The following is a 21,028-nucleotide window of genomic DNA, read 5'->3' as shown; positions in this document are numbered from 1 at the left end:
CCGCCTCGACAGCGAAGCGGCCCGCCTTTTTACTTATTTGAAGACCGCGCCAGGATTATCCAAGCTGTCGGAACCTTCAAGCTTGACCGTGCCGAGATCAAGGGCTGCGATCACGCGCTGCACCGATTTCGTCTGGTCGACGAGGCCGTCGATGGCAGCCTGGACAACAGCGTTGCCCTTCTTGTTGCCCTCGGCGATCATCTGGTCGTACTTCTCGACGTTCTGGCCGCGCTTGGCCATGATCGCCATCGCCTTCAGCGTCGCGTCGAGCTTGCCCTGCATTTCCTTGTCGAGCTTCTTGTCCTTGGCGGCGACGAGATCGTGCAGCGACGGACCCTTCATCTTCGTACCGTCGACGCGGGTGTAGTTGCCCGTGTAGGCGGCAGCGATGCCGACAGCGTCGTTGAGGTGCGAGTTGTAGGTGTTGTCGGAGAAGCAATCATGCTCTTCTTCCGGATCGTGCAGGATCAGGCCGAGCTTCATGCGCTCGCCGGCCAGTTCGCCGTAGGAGAGCGAGCCCATGCCGGTCAGGATGGCGACGAGGCCGGCCTTCGGATCGGCTTCGACATGCTTGGTGGCTTCGCCATCCGGCTTCCAGTTGTCGGTCATTTCCTGCAGGTCGGAGACCAGCAGCGTCGATGCCGACTTCAGATATTCGGCGCGGCGGTCGCAATTGCCGTGCGTGCAATTCTTCAGGTCGTAATCGGTGGCCGGGCGGTTGCCGGCGCCTGGGCCGGTGCCGTTCAGGTCCTGGCCCCAGAGCAGGAATTCGATGGCGTGATAGCCGGTCGCGACGTTGGCTTCGACGCCGCCGGCTTCAGCCAGCGTACCGGACAGGAATTCGGGCGTCAGCTTCGAAGCGTCGACATCCTTGCCGTCGATCTTGATCGTCTTGTTGGCGATCACGTTGGCGACGTAAAGCGAGTTCTCGTCGCTCTCGGTGCCGTAGGAAGCGTCGACATAGTCGATCAGGCCTTCATCGAGCGGCCAGGCGTTGACCTTGCCTTCCCAGTCATCGACGATCGGGTTGCCGAAGCGATAGACTTCCGTCTGCTGATAGGGAACGCGAGCCTTGATCCAGGCGGCGCGGGCAGCTTCAAGCGTCTTGTCCGTCGGCTCCTTCAAGAAGGCGTCGATCGCGGCGTCGAGAGCCTTCGCCGTGGTCAGCGCGTCCTCATACTTCGCGTGGCCGACTTCGGTGTAATATTTCACAACGGCAGCAGCATCCGGGGCCGCGTAAGCGGGGATGGCGGACAAAGCGGTTGGGGCCACCGCCAGCGCCAGGGCTGCGCAGAAATTCCTGTTGAGTTTCATGGGATCCTCTCCTGTGACGGGCGTGCTTTATAAGGCCCGGCGAAAATGTCTTCGCCCAAAAGCAAACTGGTGTCAAACACTCTAGTTTGGAATGGTTTTAAGGAACGAAATCCGCCGAAAGGCCGTCAAATCGAAATCGAATTGCTTGGAAAATGGGCGATATGTGAGTAATCACTGTGCAACTGCATAAACATTGTCCGGATAGACCGCGTATGCGCCGACATCTCAAGCATTTCACCCATCGCCACGAGCCGAAGGGTACCGTCCATCTCCATCTGAAATCCGGCATCGGCGCCATGATCGGCATGGCCTCGGTTGGCGCGCTCACCGTTTTCACCGGTATTCCGCTGCTGATCGCGCCCTTCGGCGCCACGGCTGTCCTGATCTTCGGCCAGCCGAAGAGCCCGCTCGCGCAGCCGGCCAATGTCATCGGCGGCTACCTTCTGGCGGCGCTGATCGGCGGCCTGGCGGTCTTCCTGTTTCCGGGGCTCTGGTGGGTCGGCGCGATTGCCGTCGGGCTGACGATTGCCGGCATGCTGATGCTGCGCGTCACCCATCCGCCGGCGGGCGCCGTGCCGCTGGTGGCCTTCGGCTCGCATATGGGCGGGCCAATGCTGTTCCTGATCGTCGGTTTCGGCAGCGCGCTGTTGATCGCGATCGCCGTGCTGCATCACCTGATCCCGCCGCGGCATCAATATCCGCTGCGGGCCCCGCACTGATTTGGGCTCCTCTTGGAGCCCTCCATCAGCCCTTGCGCTTCATCCGGCAGAAGAAGAAGCCGTCCGTGTCGGTCGACGCGGGCGTCAGCGTAATCGTCTGGCCGTCGGACGAGCGCGGATGCGGGCTGTCCTTGCCGAACAGCTGATCCCAGCCCTCGAGCGCGCCCGCAATCTCGAATTCCGGATTGGCGGCTGTAAACGCGCGTACCTGTTCCTCGTTCTCCTGCGGCAGCACCGAGCAGGTTACGTAGATCAGTTCGCCGCCGGGGCGCACATAGGCGCTCGCTTGGCTCAGCGCGTCCTGCTGCTGGGAGGTGCGCTCGTCGAGATTCTTGGGCGTCAGGCGCCATTTCGTATCCGGGCGTCGGCGCCATGTGCCGGTTCCCGTGCAGGGCGCGTCGACCAGCACCTTGTCGCAGCGATCCTCGAGGTTCTTCAGCGCCTTCGGATTGTCGTGCACCTGGACGTTTCGGGTGCCGGCGCGCTTCAGCCGCTCGATGATCGGCGCCAGCCGCTTGCGATCGGCGTCATAGGCGTGAACCTGGCCCTTGTTGTGCATCGCCGCCGACATGGCGAGCGTCTTGCCGCCGCCGCCGGCGCAGTAGTCGAGCACCTGCTCGCTATCCTGGGGCAGCACGAGATCGGCCACGATCTGCGATCCCTCGTCCTGAACCTCGAACCAGCCTTTTTGGAACGAAAGCTCCGCTGTCACGTTGGGAAGACGGGAGGCTCCTTCGCCCGCGGCAATCCGGATGCCGTAGCGTGCGATGCTGGCCTCCTGCGCGCCTGATCTTTCGAGCGCCTTGACGGCCTTTTCGCGGGTGGCCTTCAGGATGTTCGCACGGAGATCGAGCGTCGGTCGGTCGGCGAGCGCCTGTGCTTCGCGAAGCCAGGTGTCGCCGAAGGATTTTTCGAAGGTGGGCTGTATCCACTCCGGGATATCGCCCTGGATATGGGAAGGAGCATCCTTGAGATCACGGGAGTGAAAGGCCGAAAGCGTTGCCTCGGAGAGTGCTGCCGGCGCGAACTTGTCATCGGCAAGCTCGGCGGCAAGCGTCTCGGGTGTAAAGCCCCACTGGCGGAACATGACGGCATGGGCAATCGCCGATGCGCTGTCGTCGTCCATCAGCCAGGCGTGCGAGAGGCGCATGCGAAGCGCGTCGTAGACGATGTTGCCGATCGCGGCGCGGTCGCCGGAACCGGCGAACCGATGCGCGAGCCCCCAATCCTTGAGGGCATCGGCGACAGGCCGTCTGCGGGCATCGATGTCTTCAAGAACCGAAATCGCCCCTTCGAGCCTACCGCCCAATCGCATTCACAACGCTCCTATTGCCTGGATCAATGCCGGACCCTTCAAGGGCCGGCGGCTTGTGAACGATCCGCAGGAAGCGCGACAGACGCAGCGGATGGTACACAAGTCTCAACCGCGTGGTATCCGCGATTGGCGGCAAGAGCAAGCGGTGGCTTATATCAGGCGTTAGCCGATGACTTCGTAGCAGACCTTGGCAGTGCCGGTGCTGACCATGCCGATGTTGCTGGCGGCTGCACGGGAAAGATCGAGAACGCGGCCGCGGATGAAAGGACCGCGATCGTTGATGCGGACGACGACGCTGCGGCCGTTGTTGCGGTTGGTGACCTTGACCTTGGTGCCGAAAGCGAGCGAGCGGTGCGCGGCAGTATTGATGGTCGGGTTCATGCGTTCGCCGGAAGCGGTTTTGGAGTGAAGTGCGTACCACGACGCGCCACCGCAACCATTTGCAGCAAAACCTTCCATCGGAAGGATCGTAGAACAGGCTGCTATAGTTGTGACGGCGATAATAGAACGACAAATTTTCTTCAAAACGGGGTGTCCCTCAACTGTTAAACCTACGCCTTGTGGGCGGCGGGGGCTTAAACCGGTCGAAAAGTGGCAGAAAAGTGCCCCGAGTGATCACGGAATGTTACGTTTTGAAATATATGTGATGAGCCGGCAAAATGATTCGACCCGTCGTCAAGCGGTTTCGAATGAAAAAAGCGCAATTGAATCAAGTAAAATTAGAACTTTTTTTGCGGGAAGCCGTTCACGACTCCCGCGATCACAAAAGTCACGAAAATAATTTTGCGCGGGCGTCATAATTCCCGCCCCATTTGGGCAATTTCCAAGGCTTCCGCCCAAATTTTGCGCCAAATTTTAACGAAATCTGCCTGGAGTAGGAATTTCCTACCAATTCATCTGATGCAATTTAGCGATATCAGGGGCGTCTAAGTCAGCCGCGCCAGCGCTCGTTTTGCAACAACTGCGCGAGTGATTGCGGGTAGGTGGGGAAGGCGAAGGAGAAGCCGGCGGCCTTCAGCTTGGCGTTCGAAACGCGCTTGTTCTCGCCATAGAAGGAGCGCGCCATCGGCGTCAGTTCGGCGGTCTCGAAGGCCTGTTCCGGCGGCGGCTCGACGCCCATGAGGCGGGCCGCCTCGACGATGACATCCTGCGGCGGGCCGGGGCGGTCGTCGGTCACATTATAGATGCCGCCAAGTTTGTGGTCCGAGAGAAACCGCGCGCTGGCGCCGATATCCTCGACGCGGATGCGGTTGAAAACCTGATCCTTCTTGATCAGCCGCCGCGCCGTGCCACGCGCCAGATTGACGAAGGCATTGCGGCCCGGCCCGTAGATGCCCGATAGGCGCAGCACCGCCGCGGGAATGCCGATCCGCTCGCCGATCGCAATCCACGCCGCCTCCGCCTCCAAGCGCTCCTTGGAGCGGCCCGAGACCGGAACGCACGGCGTCTCCTCGCTCACCCATTCGCCCTTGTGGTCGCCATAGACGCCGACGGTCGAGAGATAACCGATCCAGCAGAGTTCAGGCATGAGCGTCTCGATGCGCTCGCCAGCAAGCTTCAGCAGCGGATCGCCTGCCTCGCGCGGCGCGATCGATTGCACCAGATGCGTGGCCGAGCGCATGGCGTCGATAAGCGTCGCATCGAGCGTCTCGCCGTCGAAGACGAAGGCCTCGATACCCTGCGCTCTCAGCGCGGCTGCCTTCTCTACGGAGCGCGTCGTGCCGGAAACGCGAAAACCCTCGGCCATGAATGCCTTGGCGATGGCCGTGCCGGAGAAGCCGCAACCGAAAATCACAAGATGCATCACGCCGCTCCCGCCAGTCTCCATTCGTTCAGCACATCGCTGTCCGACTCATCCTGAGGCCTTTGTGCAGCAAAGCGCTTAAATTCGCCAGCCTCCATCAGCCGTGACAGCGCCCATATCGCCATGGCGCGGACGACAGGCGATGCGTCGGCGGAAAGCGAAAGGCAGGCATCGACGAACTGGCGATCGCCGGAATTGCCGGCCGCGATCAGAACGTTGCGCACGAAGCGGTCGCGGCCAATGCGCTTGACCGGAGAGCCGCTGAAGAAGCTGCGGAATGTGGGATCGTCGAGCGAAAGCAGCGTGGCGATGTCAGGCTCCTGCAAATCCTCGCGCGCCTTCAGCTTCATTTCGGAAGCAGCGCTGGCGAACTTGTTCCAGGGACAGGCGGCCAGACAGTCGTCGCAGCCATAGATGCGATTGCCGATCAGCGGCCGGATGGCGGGATCGATTGGACCCTTGTGTTCGATCGTCAGATAGGAAATGCAGCGCCGCGCGTCGATCTGGTAGGGCGCAGGAAAGGCATTCGTCGGGCAGGCGTCGAGGCAGGCCCGGCACGAGCCGCAATGATCGATCTCGGGCGGATCTATCAAGAGATCGGCCGTCGTGAACATCGAGCCGAGAAACAGCCAGGAGCCGTGCGCGCGGCTGACGAGATTGGTGTGCTTGCCCTGCCAGCCGAGCCCGGCCGCGGCCGCCAGCGGCTTCTCCATCACGGGGGCGGTATCGACAAACACTTTCACATCTTCGCCGGCGCGCGCCGCAAACCGCGTGGCGATCTCTTTCAGCCGGCCCTTGATGATGTCGTGATAATCGCGGTTGCGCGCATAGACCGAGATCGCCGCCTTGTCCGGCTTCTCAAGAATGCCGCGCGGGTCTTCCTCGGGCCCGTAGTTCATCGCGAAGACGACGACCGATTTCACGTCGCTCCACAACGTGCGTGGATCGCCGCGCCGCTCCCGCGTCTCGGCCATCCACTCCATCGTTCCGTGCCTGCCGGCATCGATGAACTCACCGAGGCGATCCTTCGCCTCGGGAATGCTGTCCGGCCGCGTGATCCGACAGAGATCGAAGCCGAGCGCCTGCGCTTCCGCCTTGACGAAGGCGGTCAAAGTCTCGCGGCGTTTGTCTTCCTTAGTCAGTGCGGATCGTTCGGGCATGAGAGGCCCCGTCAGAAATCCAGGTCGGCGTAGTGCGAAACAGGGGTCAGGCCGCGCACGCGCTCGGTGAGCAGCGGGCGGAAGGACGGGCGCGACTTGATGCGCTGGTACCATTCCTTGACGAGCGGCGATTCCGTCCAGTCGATCTCGCCGAGATAGTCGAGAATGGAGACGGAAGACGCGGCCGCCAGATCGGCATAGCTCATGCGGTCGCCCGCGAGCCACTGGCGCGAGCCGGAGAGCCACGTCAGGTACTTCATGTGCTGGCGGATATTGGCGCGCGCCGTACGCAGGATCTTCGAATCCGGTGCGCCACCGCCCTGGTCAGCCGTCATCTGCAGCTTGTAGACGCGCTCGCGCGCCAGCGGCCGGGTCACGTCGGTTTCCATCTTGACCATGAACCACTCGGTCAGCCGCCGGATTTCGGCGCGCTGGAACGGGTCTTCGGCCAAGAGCCGGCGGTCACGCTTCAGCACACCGTGCGTCTCGTCGAGATATTCGGAGATCACGGTCGACCCACAGAGCGCGCGCATGCTGTCGTCGACATAGACGGGCAGGGTGCCGGCCGGGTTGAGCGCCAGGAAATCCCGGCGCTTCTCCCAGGTCTGCTCTTCGATCAGGTCTGCCTGATAGCCATACTCCGTCAGGATCAACCGGACGAAGCGTGATGCGGATGACATGGGGTGATGATAGAGCGTGGGCATCGAGACTCGGATTTTTGGATGGCTGGGGGTGCACGTCGCATGGACGCGATGATTATAGCGCCCTAGTCATGACTCATTCGTTGAAGCTATAGAAGTTTGGCCCCTCCAACACAAGCGAGTCGGGCCGCCCGAAACCCTGACGAAGGAAATCGACCTCGCCCAAAAATCGCCGACAACCGATCAGAGGTTCTCGTCGCATCCTCGTCTGGTGAAAATTGGTGTCGTTCCCCCAGCGGCACAGCACAATTCCCGTCTGACCGAACCCCGAAACGGAGACAATTGATGGATTACATAAACGCGATAATCCTAGGCATAGTCGAAGGCATTACCGAGTTTCTACCGATTTCAAGCACCGGCCACCTCATCATTGCGGAGCAATGGCTCGGCCACCGGTCTGATCTTTTCAACATCGTCATTCAGGCGGGCGCCATCCTCGCCGTCACCATCATCTATTGGCGCCGTATCATGACGCTCCTGCTCGGCTGGCAGGATCCCGAAAACCGCTCCTATCTCTTCAAGCTCATCCTCGCCTTCCTGATCACCGCCGTCCTCGGCCTGATCGTCAAGAAGCTCGGCTTCGAGCTGCCGAGCACGGCCACCCCGATCGCCTGGGCGCTGATCATCGGCGGTATCTGGATGATGGTTGCAGAATGGCTCGCCGCCCGCCGTCCGCCGCACAAGGAGATCACCTGGCTGGTCGCCATCCTTGTCGGTATCGCGCAGGTCGTCGCCGGCGTGTTTCCGGGCACCTCGCGTTCCGCGTCCACGATCTTCGTCGCCATGCTCGCCGGCACCGGCAACCGCGCGGCCGCCACGGAATTCGCGTTCCTCGTCGGTATCCCGACGATGTATGCGGCAAGCGCCTATGAATTGCTGAAGACGTTCAAGGATGGTGGCGCGGCCAATGAAGACTGGACCGCTCTCGGCATTGCCTTCGTCGTGTCGACGATCGTTGCCTTCGTTGCCGTCAAATGGCTGCTCTCTTATATCCAGAGCAACAAGTTCACGGCCTTCGCGATCTACCGCATCATTCTCGGCGCCATCCTGCTGGGCATGGCATCGGTCGGTATGATCGCCTGATCGGGAAGCAAAGCTCCCCAACCAAAAAAGAAACCGGCGTCTTGGGGCGCCGGTTTTTCTTTTACCTGAGAGCTGCGGTTTCGCAGGGATCGACGCCGTAGGCCGGCGAGCATTCGCCCTTCACGGCAGCGACCGAACCAGGCGCCACGAAAGAACCAGCCAGAATCACCAGCGCCGCGGAAGCAAAAAGCAGCGCAATTGACCTACCCATCGAAGTAACCTTTCAAGTCGTTTGAGCGCGCCTGTTTGAGGCGCTGAGTCCAAGCACAGACGCGCGGGGTGTGTAGTCAGAGGAATGGGAAATAGCAATAAATGTTCCTGCTAAATTTCCTGTTAATTCCGCTAAACTTTTCATGCGACTTTTATGCAACGCCCGGCGGTGCATAAACCCGCAAAAGCCGATGGTTCAGCCTGTTTTTTAACCCCTGCCTCAAAACGCGCAACGCCGCCCGCGGGGTCCGCGAGCGGCGTTGTCGTTAAGAAAATCGGCGTGGATCAGGCAGCCTTGCCGGTGTTCGTATACTGGCCCTGCGGGCGGAACTGCACGAGGTAGCCATCGATGACGGAGCTTACCATGGTCGGCGCAATGCCGAGATCCCTCAGCGTCCGTCCCTCGGCTTCTGCTTCCTTGGAAACGACGTTGTCCTTCTTCAGGAGCTTCACCTGGTCGGCGGTGATCGGCGGGGCGATCAGCGGGATCATGGAGGCAACGCTGCCGATCAGCGAGGCAACGCCGAAGGGAAGCGAGACCAGCGGGTTGGTGCGCGCCGTCGACTTCAGCACCGCTTCGAGACACTGGCGGAAGGTCAGCACTTCCGGGCCGCCGAGTTCATAGATCTTGCCGCCGGCAACCTTGCCTTCGACAGCTTTGGCCACAGCCTCTGCAACATCCATGACGTAGACCGGCTGCAGCTTCGTCTTGCCGCCGCCGATCAGCGGCAGAAACGGCGCCGAGCGCGCCATGCCGGCGAACTTGTTGAAGAAGCCGTCTTCCGGACCGAACACGATCGACGGACGGTAGATGATGGCATCAGGTGCGACCGAGTGGATCGCGGCTTCCGCGCGGCCCTTGGTGCGGGCGTAGGACGAATCGGAGTTGGCGTTGGCGCCGATCGCCGAGATGTGGACGAGCTTGGCGCCGGCGCCGCGTGCGGCTTCGGCCACGGCGCGACCGCCGAACTCCTGGACGGCCTCAAACGAGTTGCGGCCGCTTTCAAACAGGATGCCGACACAGTTGACGACGTAGGACGCACCCTCGACGGCGCGATCGACCGACTGGCGGTAGCGCAGGTTGGCCTGCACGAAGGAGATCTGGCCGACATTGCCGAGCGGCTGCAGGAAGCCGGCGAGATCCGGGCGGCGCACAGCAACCCGGATGCGGTAGCCGCGCTTGGCCAGCGCGCGTACGACGTGCCTGCCAACGAAGCCGGAGCCTCCGAACACGGTGACGAGTGGCGGCAGGTTGGCAAGGGTCATGGCAGGTTCCTCGGAAGGCTGATGTGATTGGCGGGTGATCTCGTCTTAGCCCAATCAGGGTGCGACGAAAAGACCTATCGCACCACGCTTGCCACGACTTTGATCTGCCTCAAACGCCTTCGACGACAACCATTTCCGCGTCGGCCACTTCCTGGCGGATCTTGGCGGCGATCTGGTATTCAGGCGAGTTGTAGCAATCCACCGCGTGCTGCATCGAGGGGAACTCGATTACGACATTGCGCGCCCGCGCCTTGCCCTCGAGCTCGGTCAACGCGCCGCCGCGCGCGAGGAAATTGGCGCCGTATTTCTCGAAGGCCGGCTTGGCGGCGGCGACATAATCCTTGTATCGCTCGGTATCGCGCACATCCACGCGAGCGATCCAGTATCCCTTGGCCATGGTGTCTCCTCCTGGTTTATGTCGTAGGATCAGCGGTTGGCGGGCCAGAGCGCAAGCACCATCTCGTCGAGAATGGCCTTGGCCGCCTGCTCAGGTTCCGGCGCCTTGACGATCGGGCGGCCGACGACGAGGTGCGTCGAGCCGGCGCGCAGCGCATCATAGGGCGTCATCACCCGCTTCTGATCGCCGCGCTCGCTGCCGCTCGGGCGAATGCCGGGGGTAACGATCGCAATGTCGGGGCCGACGACTTCGCGCACGACAGCAGATTCTTCTGCCGAGCAGACGATGCCGCCCATGCCGGCTTCGCGCGCCTGTTCGGCGCGGCGCAGCACCAGCGAACGCGGATCGCCGCTGTAGCCGGCCTCGGTGAGGTCGGCTTCGTCCATCGAGGTCAGAACGGTGACGCCGAGCAGGCAGAGCCCCGAGCCCTTGGCGGCCTCGACGGCGGCGCGCATCGCTTTCGGATAGGCGTGCAGCGTCAGCATCGACATGCCCATCTTGGCGATGTTTTCGACGCCTGAGGCGACCGTGTTGTCGATGTCGAGCAGCTTCATGTCGAGGAAGACTTTCTTGCCGTCCCTGGCAAGATCGCGGGCGAATTCCAGACCGCCGGCAAACACCAACTGGTAGCCGATCTTGTAGAAGGAGACGGTGTCGCCGAGCGTCGCGACCATCTTCTCGGCTTCACCGAGTGTTGGAACATCCAGTCCCACGATCAACCGTTCGCGCGCGTCCATCTCACATCCATCCCTGCCAGTCTTCGATAGGCGTCCAGTCGCATGATAGGCGCCGATCCGCAAGACGGAAACAATAGAGATTGCCGCCGCCACCGGGCTGGTCGCGATCCCGCCCGATCGGCCGGCCCTCAAGGTGAAATTTCAGAAGCGTGCCGACGCCGCCGTGGCCGACGAATGCGATCGGCAGGCTGGTATCGTGCGTGGCGAGAATGCGCTCGACGTTAGCGACGATCCGCCGCTGCGCATCGATCGCCCGCTCCCATCCGTTGAAGCTCTGCTGCGGATTGGCGAAGAACCAGTCCGCCGCCTTCTCGAACTCGGGCGGAGGCAGGAAGCCGGTCGCGGACCGGTCGTTCTCGTGCATGTCCTCGACGATCTCGACGGAAACGCCGGAGGGTGCGGCCAGAATTGCGGCGGTCTCGATCGCCTTGGTCTCGTCGCTGCTGACGATACGTCGCAATTGCGACGCCCAGGGGGTATCCGCCGCCAGCCGCGCGCGTGCGGCGCCGACATCCGACAAGCCCCATTTGGGCACCGGAACGGCGGCGTCGATCTTCACTTGCGGGTGGGTGACGTAGAGACCGAACACGTCAGCCTCGGCGGTAGATCCAGAGCTGCGCCGGCGGAATGTTGCGGACGATGAAGTCGAAGTGCTGGATGTGGTAGCGCTCCGGCCGTGCGATGATCGGTGAAACCGGGCCGTAGGAAATCTGCACGAAGGGGCGTCCAGCCGGCAGCCGGTCCAGCACGCTTTCCAGCATGGCGATGCGCGCCTGCATGGGGAAGTTCAAAAGCGGCACGGCGGAAACGACGCTGTCGAATTTCTGCCCGTCCATATGGGCGAGTGTCTTGTCGAGGTTGAAGGCGTCGCCATTGATGACGTTCACGCCGGGATAGAGCCGCACCAGATGTTCGTAGAAATCGGTCGAATATTCGATGGCGACGAGGTTTTCAGGCTTCACGCCACGCTGCAGGATGGCCTTGGTGATGGCGCCGGTGCCGGGCCCGAGTTCGAGAACCGGAAGGCTGGAGTTCGGGTTGATGACGCTTGCCATCTTCTTCGCCGTGATCGACGACGTCGGCACGATCGAGCCGACTGTTTTCGGCCCTTGCATCATCCCCTTGAAAAACCGGATCTCCTCGTCGAATTTCTTGCCCAGCCGTTCCTTGAGGCGCAAGCCACCCATGCCGTTCTCCTTCGTGCAGCACATGCTGCATGCTTATGTGCAGGCAATACGGCGCTAAAACAAGGCAGAGCGTCGCAATTGACAAAGTTTGAGCGGCAAATGCGACGCGCTACACGCGCATCGGCATCAGCACGTAGAGGGCATCGTCACCGGCGGTGTCGCGAATGAGCGTCGGAGAGCCGGCATCGGCCAGAAGGAAGATCGCCTGATCACCGGAAAGCTGCGCGGTGATATCGAGCAGGTACTTGGCGTTGAAGCCGATTTCCATGGCATCGGTGTCGTATCCGACCGCCACTTCTTCCGTGGCGCTGCCCGAATCCGGGTTGTTGACGGTCAGCAGCAGTTGTCCGTCCGAAAGCGCCAGCTTCACGGCGCGGCCGCGTTCCGAAGAGATGGTCGAGACGCGGTCGACGGCCTGGGCGAAGCTCGTGCAATCGACGCGCATTTCCTTGTCGTTGCCGGTCGGGATAACGCGCTGGTAATCCGGGAAAGTGCCGTCGATCAGCTTCGAGGTCATGACGATCGAGCCGATGGAAAGACGGATCTTGGCGTCGGAAACTTCGACAGTGACCATCGCTTCCGGGTTATCGACCAGCTTCTGCAACTCGCCGACCGTCTTGCGCGGAATGATGATGCCAGGCATGCCCTCGGAGCCCGAGGGAGCGTTGACGTCGGCGCGCGCCAGGCGGTGGCCGTCGGTGGCGACCGCGCGCAGCTTCAGGTCGCCTTCGCTTTCGATCGTGTGGAAGAAGATGCCGTTCAGATAGTAGCGGGTCTCTTCCGTCGAGATCGCGAACTGGGTGCGATCGATCAACATCTTCAGATCCGTCGCCTTCAGCTTGAAGGTGTGCGTGAAGGTGCCGGCCGTCAGGTCGGGGAAGTCGGATTCCGGCAGGCACTGCAGCGAGAACTTCGAGCGGCCGGACTGAACCGTCATCGAGCCGCCATCCTGGCTGGTGGCGAGCAGAACTTCCGAGCCGTCGGAGAGCTTGCGCACGATGTCGTAGAGAAGATGGGCGGGAACCGTGGTGGCGCCGGGCTGCTCGACGTTGGCGGGCGTCGCTTCCGTCACTTCCAGATCGAGGTCGGTCGCCTTCATGTCGAGGTTCTGGCCATCGGCGCGCAGCAGGATGTTCGACAGGATCGGGATCGTGTTGCGGCGTTCAACCACGCGGTGAACGTGGTTCAGCGACTTCAAAAGGTTGGACCGCTCAATAGTAATACGCATGGGATGCTACCGCTTTCGACCGTTACTGCCCGGGCGCGCTTGAACGCGCCTGAATAATGCCTTTCCCAAAAGCTGGGATCGGAGGATTGGACGCGCAAAATGGCAGAATTTTGCGGACGAATGCAAGAGGCGCAAAGGTCGCTGCCCCAGCAATTGCCATTTTCGCTGCGGATGCTCACAGAAATCACCGTTACCGGCGAAGTCCTGCCCCTTGCCGAAGAGAAAGGTGTCGCCCATAAAGGCCGGAAGCCAGAAAGGGCAGACATATCTTGAGCAATGACGACGCGACGACAGAGGGCGGCAGGCAGCGCAGCTTCCGCCTGCACAACATGGCCGTTCCCGCCCGCCCGCAGGAGCCCGGCCTCTATCTCGTCGCGACGCCGATCGGCAATCTCGGCGACATAACGCTGCGCGCGCTGGAAACGCTGGCCGGCGCTGATGTGCTCGCCTGCGAGGACACCCGCGTCACCCGCGTGCTGCTCGATCGCTACGGCATCCAGAACCGCCCCTACGCCTATCACGAGCACAATGCCGACGAAGCTGGCCCCCGCCTGCTTGCGGCGCTCGAAGCGGGCAAGTCCGTGGCGCTGGTCTCCGATGCCGGCACGCCGCTGGTCTCCGACCCCGGTTACCGCCTCGCGCAATCGGCGATCGAAGCCGGCTATCGGGTGATCCCGATCCCTGGCGCATCGGCGCCGCTGGCGGCCCTTGTCGGCTCCGGCCTTCCGAACGATGCCTTCCTGTTCGCCGGATTTCTTCCGACCAAGGACAAGGCCCGCCGCGACCGCCTGTCTGAATTCGCCGCCACGCCGGCGACACTGATGTTCTTCGAATCCCCGCACCGCATCGGCGCCACGCTCATTGCCGCCGCCGACGTTCTCGGCGGCGATCGCCCGGCATCCGTCTGCCGCGAGCTCACCAAGAGCTACGAGGAATTCCGTCGGGGCACGCTCGCCGAACTCGCCGCTCACTATGCCGATGTCGATAATGTCAAAGGCGAGATCGTCCTCGTCATCGGCCCGGCGCCGGAGCGCGCGATCGAGGAAACGGATATCGACGCCATCCTCGCCGATCTCTCGCAGACGCTGCCGACCGCCAAGGCCGCCGCCGAGGCCGCCCGCATCACCGGCCTCCCGCGCAAGGAGCTCTACCAGCGCCTTCTCGACCGAAAGGCGGGCGATGTCAGGTAACGACGCTACGGACCCGCATCAAAAGGGTCTTCGCCGCAAGGCACTGCGTCGGGGTCATGTCTCCGAATACATCGCCGCTTTCTATCTCATCCTCAAAGGCTACCGCATCGTCGCGCTGCGCTATCGCACGCGGCTTGGCGAGATCGACATCATCGCCCGCAAGGGCGATCTGGCCGTCTTCGTCGAGGTGAAGGCGCGCCGCGACCAAGGCGCGGCCGTCGATGCCGTCTCGCATCTCGCGCAAACCCGCATCCGTGGTGCCAGCGATCTCTGGCTCTCCCGCCAGCGCGACCATGCCCGCTTGTCTCAACGCTACGACATCGTCGCCATCTTGCCCGGTCGGTGGCCGGTCCATTTGCGCGATGCGTTCTGATCGCTTTCGTTAGCTGAGTAAATTCTTCGGAATTTGTAATCGGCCCGTCACAAAACTGTTAAGGAGGTGTCACAATAGGCCTCTATTGCGTCCTCACGCCAACAACGGTGGAGAGGGTTTTTCATGTTTAAGTCGATTTCATTGGCCGCTGCTGCGGTTGCTTTGTCCGCTTCCGCGTCCTTTGCTGCAACCGAAGTGACCTGGTGGCACGCCATGGGTGGCGAGCTTGGCAAGAAGCTCGAGGAAGTTGCCCAGAAGTTCAACGACAGCCAGAGCGAATACAAGATCGTTCCCGTCTACAAGGGCACCTATCCCGAGACGCTGACGGCCGCTATCGCCGCTTTCCGCGCCGGCCAGCAGCCCGCCATCGTTCAGGTTTTCGAAGTCGGCACCGGCACGATGATGGCTGCCAAGGGCGCCGTCTACCCGGTCTACCAGCTGATGAAGGACGAGGGTGAGCCTTGGGATCCGTCGAAGTTCCTGGCGCCTGTTGTCGGCTACTATTCCGACGCTGAGGGCAACATCCTGTCGATGCCGTTCAACTCGTCGACCCCGATCCTCTACTACAACAAGGACGTCTTCAAGAAGGCCGGCCTCGATCCTGAAGTCGCCCCGAAGACCTGGGCCGAGCTTGCCGAAATGGGCAAGAAGATCGTCTCTTCCGGCGCTGCCAAGTGCGGCTTCACCATGTCCTACGGCGCGACCTGGGTTGGCCTGGAAAACTACTCCGCCATCCAGAACCTGCCTTACGGCACCCAGCAGAACGGCTTCGGCGGCATGAACGCCGAGTTCACCTTCAACGGCCCGAACCAGGCCAAGTTCTGGGATCACCTCAAGACCTGGCAGGATGAAGGCGTCTACAAGTATGGCGGCCCGAGCGCCGGTGCTGACGCTGCTCCGCTCTTCTACTCGCAGCAGTGCGCAGCCTACATGAACTCGTCCGCTTCGCGCGCCGGCGTCATCAACAATGCCAAGGACTTCAAGGTCGGCTTCGCGCCGATGCCTTACGACGACACGGTCACGAAAGACCCGAAGAACTCGATCATCGGCGGCGCAACGCTGTGGGTTCTGAACGGTCAGAAGGACAAGGCTGTCTACAAGGGCGCCGCCAAGTTCTTCACCTACCTGTCGCAGCCTGAAGTCCAGGCCGATTGGCACCAGTTCACCGGCTACCTGCCGATCACCAATGCTGCTTACGAGCTTGGTCAGAAGCAGGGCTACTACGAAAAGAACGCCGGTTCTGACATCGCCATCAAGCAGATCATGCGCGGCACGCCGTCCGAAAACTCCAAGGGCGTTCGCTTCGGCAACCTGACGCAGATCCGCGACGTCATCGACCAGCAGTTCGAAGCCGTTCTCAACGGCAAGAAGACCGGTCAGGAAGCGCTCGACGAAGCCGCAAAGCAGGGCAATGCCAAGCTGCGCGAATTCGAAGCCGCGAATTCCAACTAAGGGTCGCTCCCTCCGTCAGCCCTCTCCGGCCCGTCCGGGGAGGGCATTTTCCTTGAGGGGTCATGCATGCAAACCAAACGCACCGTCTTCCAAAGCCGTCTCCTGCCTTATTTCCTGATCGCGCCGCAGCTGCTCATCACGATCGTCTTCTTCGTGTGGCCGGCGGTTCAGGCCGTATGGCAGTCCTTCCTGCGCCAGGATCCCTTCGGTCTGAAGGACACCTTCGTCGGTTTGGCGAACTACACGCGCTTGCTGCAAGATCCGGATTATCTGAATTCGCTGACCGTCACCTTCGTCTTCTCGATCGGTGTCACCGTGCTGTCGATGGGGTTGTCGCTGCTCTTCGCGATCTGCGTCAACCGCGTGATCCGCTCGCAGCGCTTCTATACGACGCTTCTGGTCTGGCCCTATGCCGTGGCCCCGGCCGCATCCGGCCTGCTCTGGTGGTTCATGTTCAACCCCAGCGTCGGTATCATTCCCTATGTGCTGGAACATTTCGGCTACAGCTGGAACCACCGCCTGAACCCGAACAACGCGATGATCCTGATCATCATCGCCGCCGCCTGGAAGCAGATCTCGTACAATTTCCTGTTCTTCGTCGCCGGCCTGCAGTCGGTCCCGCATTCGCTGACCGAAGCCGCCGCGATCGATGGCGCCGGTCCCATCAAGCGCTTCTGGACGGTGGTCTTCCCGCTGCTGTCGCCGACCACCTTCTTCCTGGCTGTCATCAACATCACCTACGCGATGTTCGACACCTTCCCGATCATCGACGCGGCCACCTCGGGCGGTCCGTCGCAATCGACCAACATCCTTGTCTACAAGGTCTATGCCGATGGTTTCGTCGGTCTCAATCTCGGCCCGTCGGCCGCGCAGTCGGTCGTGCTGATGCTGATCGTGGTCGTCCTGACCGTCGTCCAGTTCCGCTGGATCGAGCGCAAAGTGCAGTATTGAAGCGAGAGCCAGCCATGGTCGAGAACCGTCCCTTCCTCAATTTCCTCACCCACTTCGTGCTGATCATCGGGATCGGCATGGTGGTGTTTCCCGTCTATCTCGCCTTCATCGCCTCGACGCGCGGTCCCTCGGACTTCTTGACCGGCGTCGTGCCGATGACGCCGGGCCACCAGATGCTCGAGAACTACGGCGTGCTGCTCGGCACCGGCGCCTCCAACGCCGGCGCACCGCCATTCCTCCTGATGCTCGGCAACAGCCTGGCGATGGCCATCCTGGTCGCGATCGGCAAGATCGCGATTTCGATCATATCGGCCTTCGCCATCGTCTATTTCCGCTTTCCCTTCCGCACGGTCGCCTTCTGGATCATCTTCATGACGCTGATGCTCCCCATCGAGGTGCGCATCCTGCCGACCTACAAGGTCGTTGCCGATCTCGGCATGTTGAACTCCTATTCCGGCCTCGTCATTCCCGTCATTGCGTCGGCGACCGCCACCTTCCTGTTCCGGCAGTTCTTCCTGACGGTTCCCGAAGAGATGATGGAAGCGGCGCGCGTCGATGGCGCCGGCCCGATGAAGTTCTTCTGGGATATCCTGCTGCCGCTGTCGCGCACCAATATCGCGGCACTTTTCATCATCATGTTCATCTACGGCTGGAACCAGTATCTCTGGCCGATGCTGATCACCACCGAACCCGGCTACTACACCGTCGTCATGGGCATCAAGCGCCTGGCCGCGGTGCTGGATGGCGATACACAATGGAACCTTGTGATGGCAGGCGTCATCCTCGCGGCCCTGCCGCCGGTTCTGGTCATCATTTTCATGCAGCGCCTTTTCGTCAAAGGCCTGGTTGAGACGGAGAAGTAACAATGGCCTCCATCGACGTCGATAATGTCGGCAAGATCTATCACGGCGGCGTGCGCGCCGTTTCCGGCATCGAACTCAAGATTGCCGATGGCGAGTTCATCGTGCTCGTCGGTCCCTCCGGCTGCGGCAAGTCCACTCTGCTGCGCATGATTGCAGGGCTTGAGACCATCTCCGAAGGCGAGGTTAAGATCGGCGCGCGCGTCGTCAACAATGTCGAGCCCGCCGATCGCGACATCGCCATGGTCTTCCAGAACTACGCGCTCTATCCGCATATGAGCGTGCGCCAGAACCTGGAATACGGCCTGAAGAACCGCAAGACGCCGAAGGCCGAGATCGATGCGCGCGTGGCCGAGGCCGCCCGCATGCTGGAGATCAACCAGTATCTCGAGCGCAAGCCGAAGGCGCTCTCCGGCGGCCAGCGCCAGCGCGTCGCCATGGGCCGCGCCATCGTCCGCAAGCCGGCCGTCTTCCTCTTCGACGAGCCGCTGTCCAACCTCGATGCCAAGCTGCGCGTTTCCATGCGCGGCGAGATCAAGCGCCTGCAGCGCCGCCTCGGCACCACCTCCATCTACGTCACCCACGACCAGCTGGAAGCGATGACGCTCGCCGACCGCCTCGTCGTCTTGAACGGCGGCAAGATCGAGCAGGTCGGTTCGCCGCTCGATGTCTACCACCGCCCGGCCTCCACCTTCGTCGCCTCCTTCATCGGCTCTCCGGCCATGAACCTCCTGAAGGGCGAGCTGCACGGCGACAAGCTGGCGCTTGGGCCCAGCCTGATCGACCTTTCCGGCTGCGCTCCGACCTCGGGCGCCGTCACCGTCGGCATCCGCGCCGAGGATCTCTGCCTTGCAAGCGCTGACCAGCACGCCATGCCCGTCACCGTCGAGTACGTCGAGGAACTCGGCGCCCAGCGGCTGGTCCACGGCCTGCTCGGCGATCAGCCGATTACCGCGGTGCTGGCGCCCGATATCGACATTCCCGCCGAACTGCGCCTGACCATCGCGCCCGAAAAGCTGCACTTCTTCGCGGCCGACACAGGCAAGCGCATCGTCGCCGCCGACACTGATGGCGCATCCGCGCCCGCCATGGCTGCCCAGCCCGCTTGAAGATAGCGCCCGCTCTTTGGCGGGCGTGCATTATCATGATACTCGTTACAACTTTAGCGAATGTCTGAACGGCTCCGTCAGAACTCCCTGATATTCCCCTTCTTGGGGATAGTGTACTCAGGGGGTTCTGGTGGCATCACTGCATCTTATGTTCGCGAGCGCGATGGCCTTGGCCGCCCGCTCCATGCCCGACATCGTGGCATTTCCGCGCGGCAAGTCTTTCGTCGCGCATTCCAGCGATCTCATCGCCATGAAATCGACGCCGATCAATCCGGACTGGATTGTCGCCGGCGATCCGCAGGCCCGCACCGGTGAACACTCGCGCGGCCACGACGACGCCGCGCTGACGGCGATCTGGGACTGCACGGCGGGAGAATTCCGCTGGTTCTTCGGCTGGGACGAAACGGTGATGATCCTCGAGGGCGAGGTGCATATCACCGCCGATGACGGCACCGAGCGCGTGCTGCGCGCCGGCGACGTCGCCTTCTTCGCCGGCGGCACCTGGGCCAGCTGGCGCGTCGACAATTACGTCCGCAAGGTCGCCTTCCTGCGCAAGCCCTTCCCGAAGCCGGTGGCGCTCGCCTATCGCCTGCGCAACCTGCTGCGCGGCAGCGGCCAGCAGGGCATCGCGGCCTGAAACACGGCTTGAATTGAAGCCTGAAGGGAACGCCGGCCAATTGCGCCGGCGCACCGCACAAAAGCCGTGCGTCGACCGTTGCGTTCGCGCCCTCTGCGGCCTACATCTGTCCGGCAATCGCTAAGGGACAGAAATGGCCAAGATCAAGAACGTAGCGGTCCAGATGGACCATGTCGCCTCCATCAATATCGCGGGCGACTCCACCTTCGCCATGAGCCTCGAGGCGCAGACCCGCGGCTACAAGCTCTTTCATTACACGCCCGACCGCCTGAGCTTCCTCGACGGCAAGCTTTACGCCTCCGTCGAGCCGATGACGCTGCGCGACATCAAGGGCGACCATTTCGATCTCGGCGCGCCTGAGCGCGTCGACCTGTCGACCATGGATGTGATCCTGCTCCGCCAGGACCCGCCCTTCGACATGTCCTACATCACCTCGACGCATCTGCTCGAACGCATCCACCCGAAGACGCTGGTCGTCAACGACCCGGCCTGGGTGCGCAACTCGCCGGAGAAGATCTTCGTCACCGAATTCTCGGACCTGATGCCGCGGACGCTGATCACCAAGGATCCCGCCGAAATCCGCCGCTTCCGCGACGAGATGGGCGACATCATCCTGAAGCCGCTCTACGGCAATGGCGGCGCCGGCGTCTTCCATTCGACCAAGGACGACCGCAACCTCTCCTCGCTGCTCGAAATGTTCGGCCAGCTCTTCCGCGAACCCTACATCGCCCAACAGTATCTGCCTGACGTGCGCAAGGGCGACAAGCGCATCATCCTCGTCGACGGCGAACCTGTGGGCGCCATCAACCGCGTTCCGGCCGAGCACGACAGCCGCTCCAACATGCATGTCGGCGGCCGCGCCGAGGCGACCGAGCTCACTGCCCGCGAAAAGGAAATCTGCGCCCGCATCGGCCCGGCGCTCCGCGAACGCGGCTTCCTCCTCGTCGGCATCGACGTCATCGGCGACTACATGACCGAGATCAACGTCACGTCACCAACCGGCATCCGCGAAGTCAAGAAATTCGGCGGCGCCGATATCGCCAGCCTGTTGTGGGATGCGATCGAGCGCAAGCGCGCGTAAGGTGGGAGTGGCCGGATGGGCGGCGACGTCTGACGTCCCCGTCCACGCATTGCCGGCAACGCCAGCTATTGTAAGCGCGGCGGCCCCACTCTCTACCGTCATCCTCGGGCTCGTCCCGAGGATCTGCTAAGCAACCAACTTGCTCGACGTGAGTGGATAGCTTGCACCATGGTGGCTGCAAGCGAGACCCATCTGCACCCTTGTATCCGTGGAGACGTGCTTAGATCCTCGGGACGAGTGTAAAGCCCGGAGAC

At 62.1% G+C, this 21,028-nt stretch carries 23 protein-coding genes; 10 read left to right on the top strand and 13 right to left on the bottom strand.

Going from position 1 to position 21,028, the window contains the following annotated elements; genetic code table 11:
* Window positions 1–33: 33 nt before the first annotated feature.
* Window positions 34–1,314 carry an imelysin family protein gene (locus tag B3605_RS11200; protein ID WP_112944845.1) on the bottom strand — a complete coding sequence of 427 codons (1,281 nt, stop codon included), beginning with the start codon at window positions 1,312–1,314 and terminating at the stop codon, window positions 34–36.
* A gap of 212 nt (window positions 1,315–1,526) precedes the next feature.
* Here B3605_RS11200 and B3605_RS11195 point away from each other — a divergent pair, with 212 nt between their 5' ends.
* Window positions 1,527–2,033, top strand: a complete 507-nt coding sequence (locus tag B3605_RS11195; protein ID WP_047506884.1) for an HPP family protein — start codon at window positions 1,527–1,529, stop codon at window positions 2,031–2,033.
* Between the two features lie 25 nt (window positions 2,034–2,058).
* Here B3605_RS11195 and B3605_RS11190 read toward each other — a convergent pair whose 3' ends face one another.
* The 5 genes from B3605_RS11190 to B3605_RS11170 form a co-directional block, all read right to left on the bottom strand.
* Window positions 2,059–3,348, bottom strand: coding sequence for an RsmB/NOP family class I SAM-dependent RNA methyltransferase (locus tag B3605_RS11190; protein ID WP_112944846.1), 1,290 nt, complete (start codon window positions 3,346–3,348; stop codon window positions 2,059–2,061).
* A gap of 162 nt (window positions 3,349–3,510) precedes the next feature.
* Window positions 3,511–3,873: a septal ring lytic transglycosylase RlpA family protein gene (locus B3605_RS11185; RefSeq protein WP_026283154.1), complete on the bottom strand. Its 363-nt coding sequence runs from the start codon at window positions 3,871–3,873 to the stop codon at window positions 3,511–3,513.
* A 406-nt stretch (window positions 3,874–4,279) separates the two neighbouring features.
* A complete protein-coding gene (locus B3605_RS11180; protein ID WP_112944847.1) occupies window positions 4,280–5,152 on the bottom strand; it encodes an SDR family oxidoreductase in 873 nt (290 codons plus the stop codon).
* Complete coding sequence (queG, locus tag B3605_RS11175; RefSeq protein ID WP_112973934.1) at window positions 5,152–6,312, bottom strand: tRNA epoxyqueuosine(34) reductase QueG; 1,161 nt, start codon at window positions 6,310–6,312, stop codon at window positions 5,152–5,154. Before queG ends, B3605_RS11180 begins: the two co-directional genes overlap by 1 nt.
* A gap of 11 nt (window positions 6,313–6,323) precedes the next feature.
* Window positions 6,324–7,016, bottom strand: a complete 693-nt coding sequence (locus B3605_RS11170; RefSeq protein WP_047506891.1) for a glutathione S-transferase family protein — start codon at window positions 7,014–7,016, stop codon at window positions 6,324–6,326.
* Between the two features lie 282 nt (window positions 7,017–7,298).
* Between B3605_RS11170 and B3605_RS11165 the strand changes: the two genes are divergently transcribed.
* Entirely contained in the window at window positions 7,299–8,096 is a 798-nt protein-coding gene (locus B3605_RS11165) for an undecaprenyl-diphosphate phosphatase (RefSeq protein ID WP_047506892.1), read from the top strand.
* Window positions 8,097–8,157: 61 nt separating this feature from the next.
* Here the strand turns inward: B3605_RS11165 and B3605_RS11160 are convergent, their stop codons facing one another.
* The 7 genes from B3605_RS11160 to dnaN form a co-directional block, all read right to left on the bottom strand.
* Window positions 8,158–8,307: a hypothetical protein gene (locus tag B3605_RS11160; protein WP_018899325.1), complete on the bottom strand. Its 150-nt coding sequence runs from the start codon at window positions 8,305–8,307 to the stop codon at window positions 8,158–8,160.
* Between the two features lie 284 nt (window positions 8,308–8,591).
* On the bottom strand, window positions 8,592–9,572 hold the full coding sequence (locus B3605_RS11155; protein ID WP_112944849.1) for a complex I NDUFA9 subunit family protein: 981 nt from the start codon (window positions 9,570–9,572) through the stop codon (window positions 8,592–8,594).
* Window positions 9,573–9,681: 109 nt separating this feature from the next.
* Window positions 9,682–9,969: a DUF1330 domain-containing protein gene (locus tag B3605_RS11150; protein ID WP_112820396.1), complete on the bottom strand. Its 288-nt coding sequence runs from the start codon at window positions 9,967–9,969 to the stop codon at window positions 9,682–9,684.
* 29 nt (window positions 9,970–9,998) lie between these two features.
* Complete coding sequence (pyrF, locus tag B3605_RS11145) at window positions 9,999–10,706, bottom strand: orotidine-5'-phosphate decarboxylase (RefSeq protein ID WP_112944850.1); 708 nt, start codon at window positions 10,704–10,706, stop codon at window positions 9,999–10,001.
* Between the two features lies 1 nt (window position 10,707).
* The gene (locus B3605_RS11140) at window positions 10,708–11,295 is read right to left on the bottom strand and encodes a histidine phosphatase family protein (protein WP_112944851.1); all 588 of its coding nucleotides are present in this window, start codon (window positions 11,293–11,295) and stop codon (window positions 10,708–10,710) included.
* A 1-nt stretch (window position 11,296) separates the two neighbouring features.
* Window positions 11,297–11,893: a phospholipid N-methyltransferase PmtA gene (gene pmtA / locus B3605_RS11135; RefSeq protein WP_112944852.1), complete on the bottom strand. Its 597-nt coding sequence runs from the start codon at window positions 11,891–11,893 to the stop codon at window positions 11,297–11,299.
* A gap of 109 nt (window positions 11,894–12,002) precedes the next feature.
* Window positions 12,003–13,121: a DNA polymerase III subunit beta gene (gene dnaN, locus B3605_RS11130; protein ID WP_026283155.1), complete on the bottom strand. Its 1,119-nt coding sequence runs from the start codon at window positions 13,119–13,121 to the stop codon at window positions 12,003–12,005.
* A 329-nt stretch (window positions 13,122–13,450) separates the two neighbouring features.
* Between dnaN and rsmI the strand changes: the two genes are divergently transcribed.
* The 8 genes from rsmI (at window position 13,451) to gshB (ending at window position 20,774) form a co-directional block, all read left to right on the top strand.
* Window positions 13,451–14,311, top strand: a complete 861-nt coding sequence (rsmI, locus tag B3605_RS11125) for a 16S rRNA (cytidine(1402)-2'-O)-methyltransferase (RefSeq protein ID WP_051110797.1) — start codon at window positions 13,451–13,453, stop codon at window positions 14,309–14,311.
* Window positions 14,301–14,684: a YraN family protein gene (locus tag B3605_RS11120; protein WP_112944853.1), complete on the top strand. Its 384-nt coding sequence runs from the start codon at window positions 14,301–14,303 to the stop codon at window positions 14,682–14,684. The genes rsmI and B3605_RS11120 overlap by 11 nt, the downstream gene beginning before the upstream one ends.
* Window positions 14,685–14,807: 123 nt before the next feature.
* Window positions 14,808–16,136, top strand: a complete 1,329-nt coding sequence (gene ugpB / locus B3605_RS11115; RefSeq protein WP_112944854.1) for a sn-glycerol-3-phosphate ABC transporter substrate-binding protein UgpB — start codon at window positions 14,808–14,810, stop codon at window positions 16,134–16,136.
* 66 nt (window positions 16,137–16,202) lie between these two features.
* Window positions 16,203–17,087, top strand: coding sequence for a sn-glycerol-3-phosphate ABC transporter permease UgpA (ugpA, locus tag B3605_RS11110; protein ID WP_112944855.1), 885 nt, complete (start codon window positions 16,203–16,205; stop codon window positions 17,085–17,087).
* Between the two features lie 14 nt (window positions 17,088–17,101).
* Window positions 17,102–17,950, top strand: a complete 849-nt coding sequence (ugpE, locus tag B3605_RS11105) for a sn-glycerol-3-phosphate ABC transporter permease UgpE (protein ID WP_018899335.1) — start codon at window positions 17,102–17,104, stop codon at window positions 17,948–17,950.
* A 2-nt stretch (window positions 17,951–17,952) separates the two neighbouring features.
* The gene (locus B3605_RS11100; RefSeq protein WP_112944856.1) at window positions 17,953–19,056 is read left to right on the top strand and encodes a sn-glycerol-3-phosphate import ATP-binding protein UgpC; all 1,104 of its coding nucleotides are present in this window, start codon (window positions 17,953–17,955) and stop codon (window positions 19,054–19,056) included.
* 148 nt (window positions 19,057–19,204) lie between these two features.
* Window positions 19,205–19,693 carry a cupin domain-containing protein gene (locus B3605_RS11095; RefSeq protein ID WP_111563205.1) on the top strand — a complete coding sequence of 163 codons (489 nt, stop codon included), beginning with the start codon at window positions 19,205–19,207 and terminating at the stop codon, window positions 19,691–19,693.
* A 133-nt stretch (window positions 19,694–19,826) separates the two neighbouring features.
* Complete coding sequence (gshB, locus tag B3605_RS11090) at window positions 19,827–20,774, top strand: glutathione synthase (protein WP_018899338.1); 948 nt, start codon at window positions 19,827–19,829, stop codon at window positions 20,772–20,774.
* The last annotated feature ends 254 nt before the right edge of the window (window positions 20,775–21,028 follow it).

The organism is Rhizobium sp. UBA1881, assembly GCF_002338015.1.
Taxonomy (GTDB): Bacteria; Pseudomonadota; Alphaproteobacteria; order Rhizobiales; family Rhizobiaceae; genus Rhizobium.
Note: the sequence above shows the minus strand (reverse complement) of the source record. Positions and strands in the feature narration are given on the sequence as shown.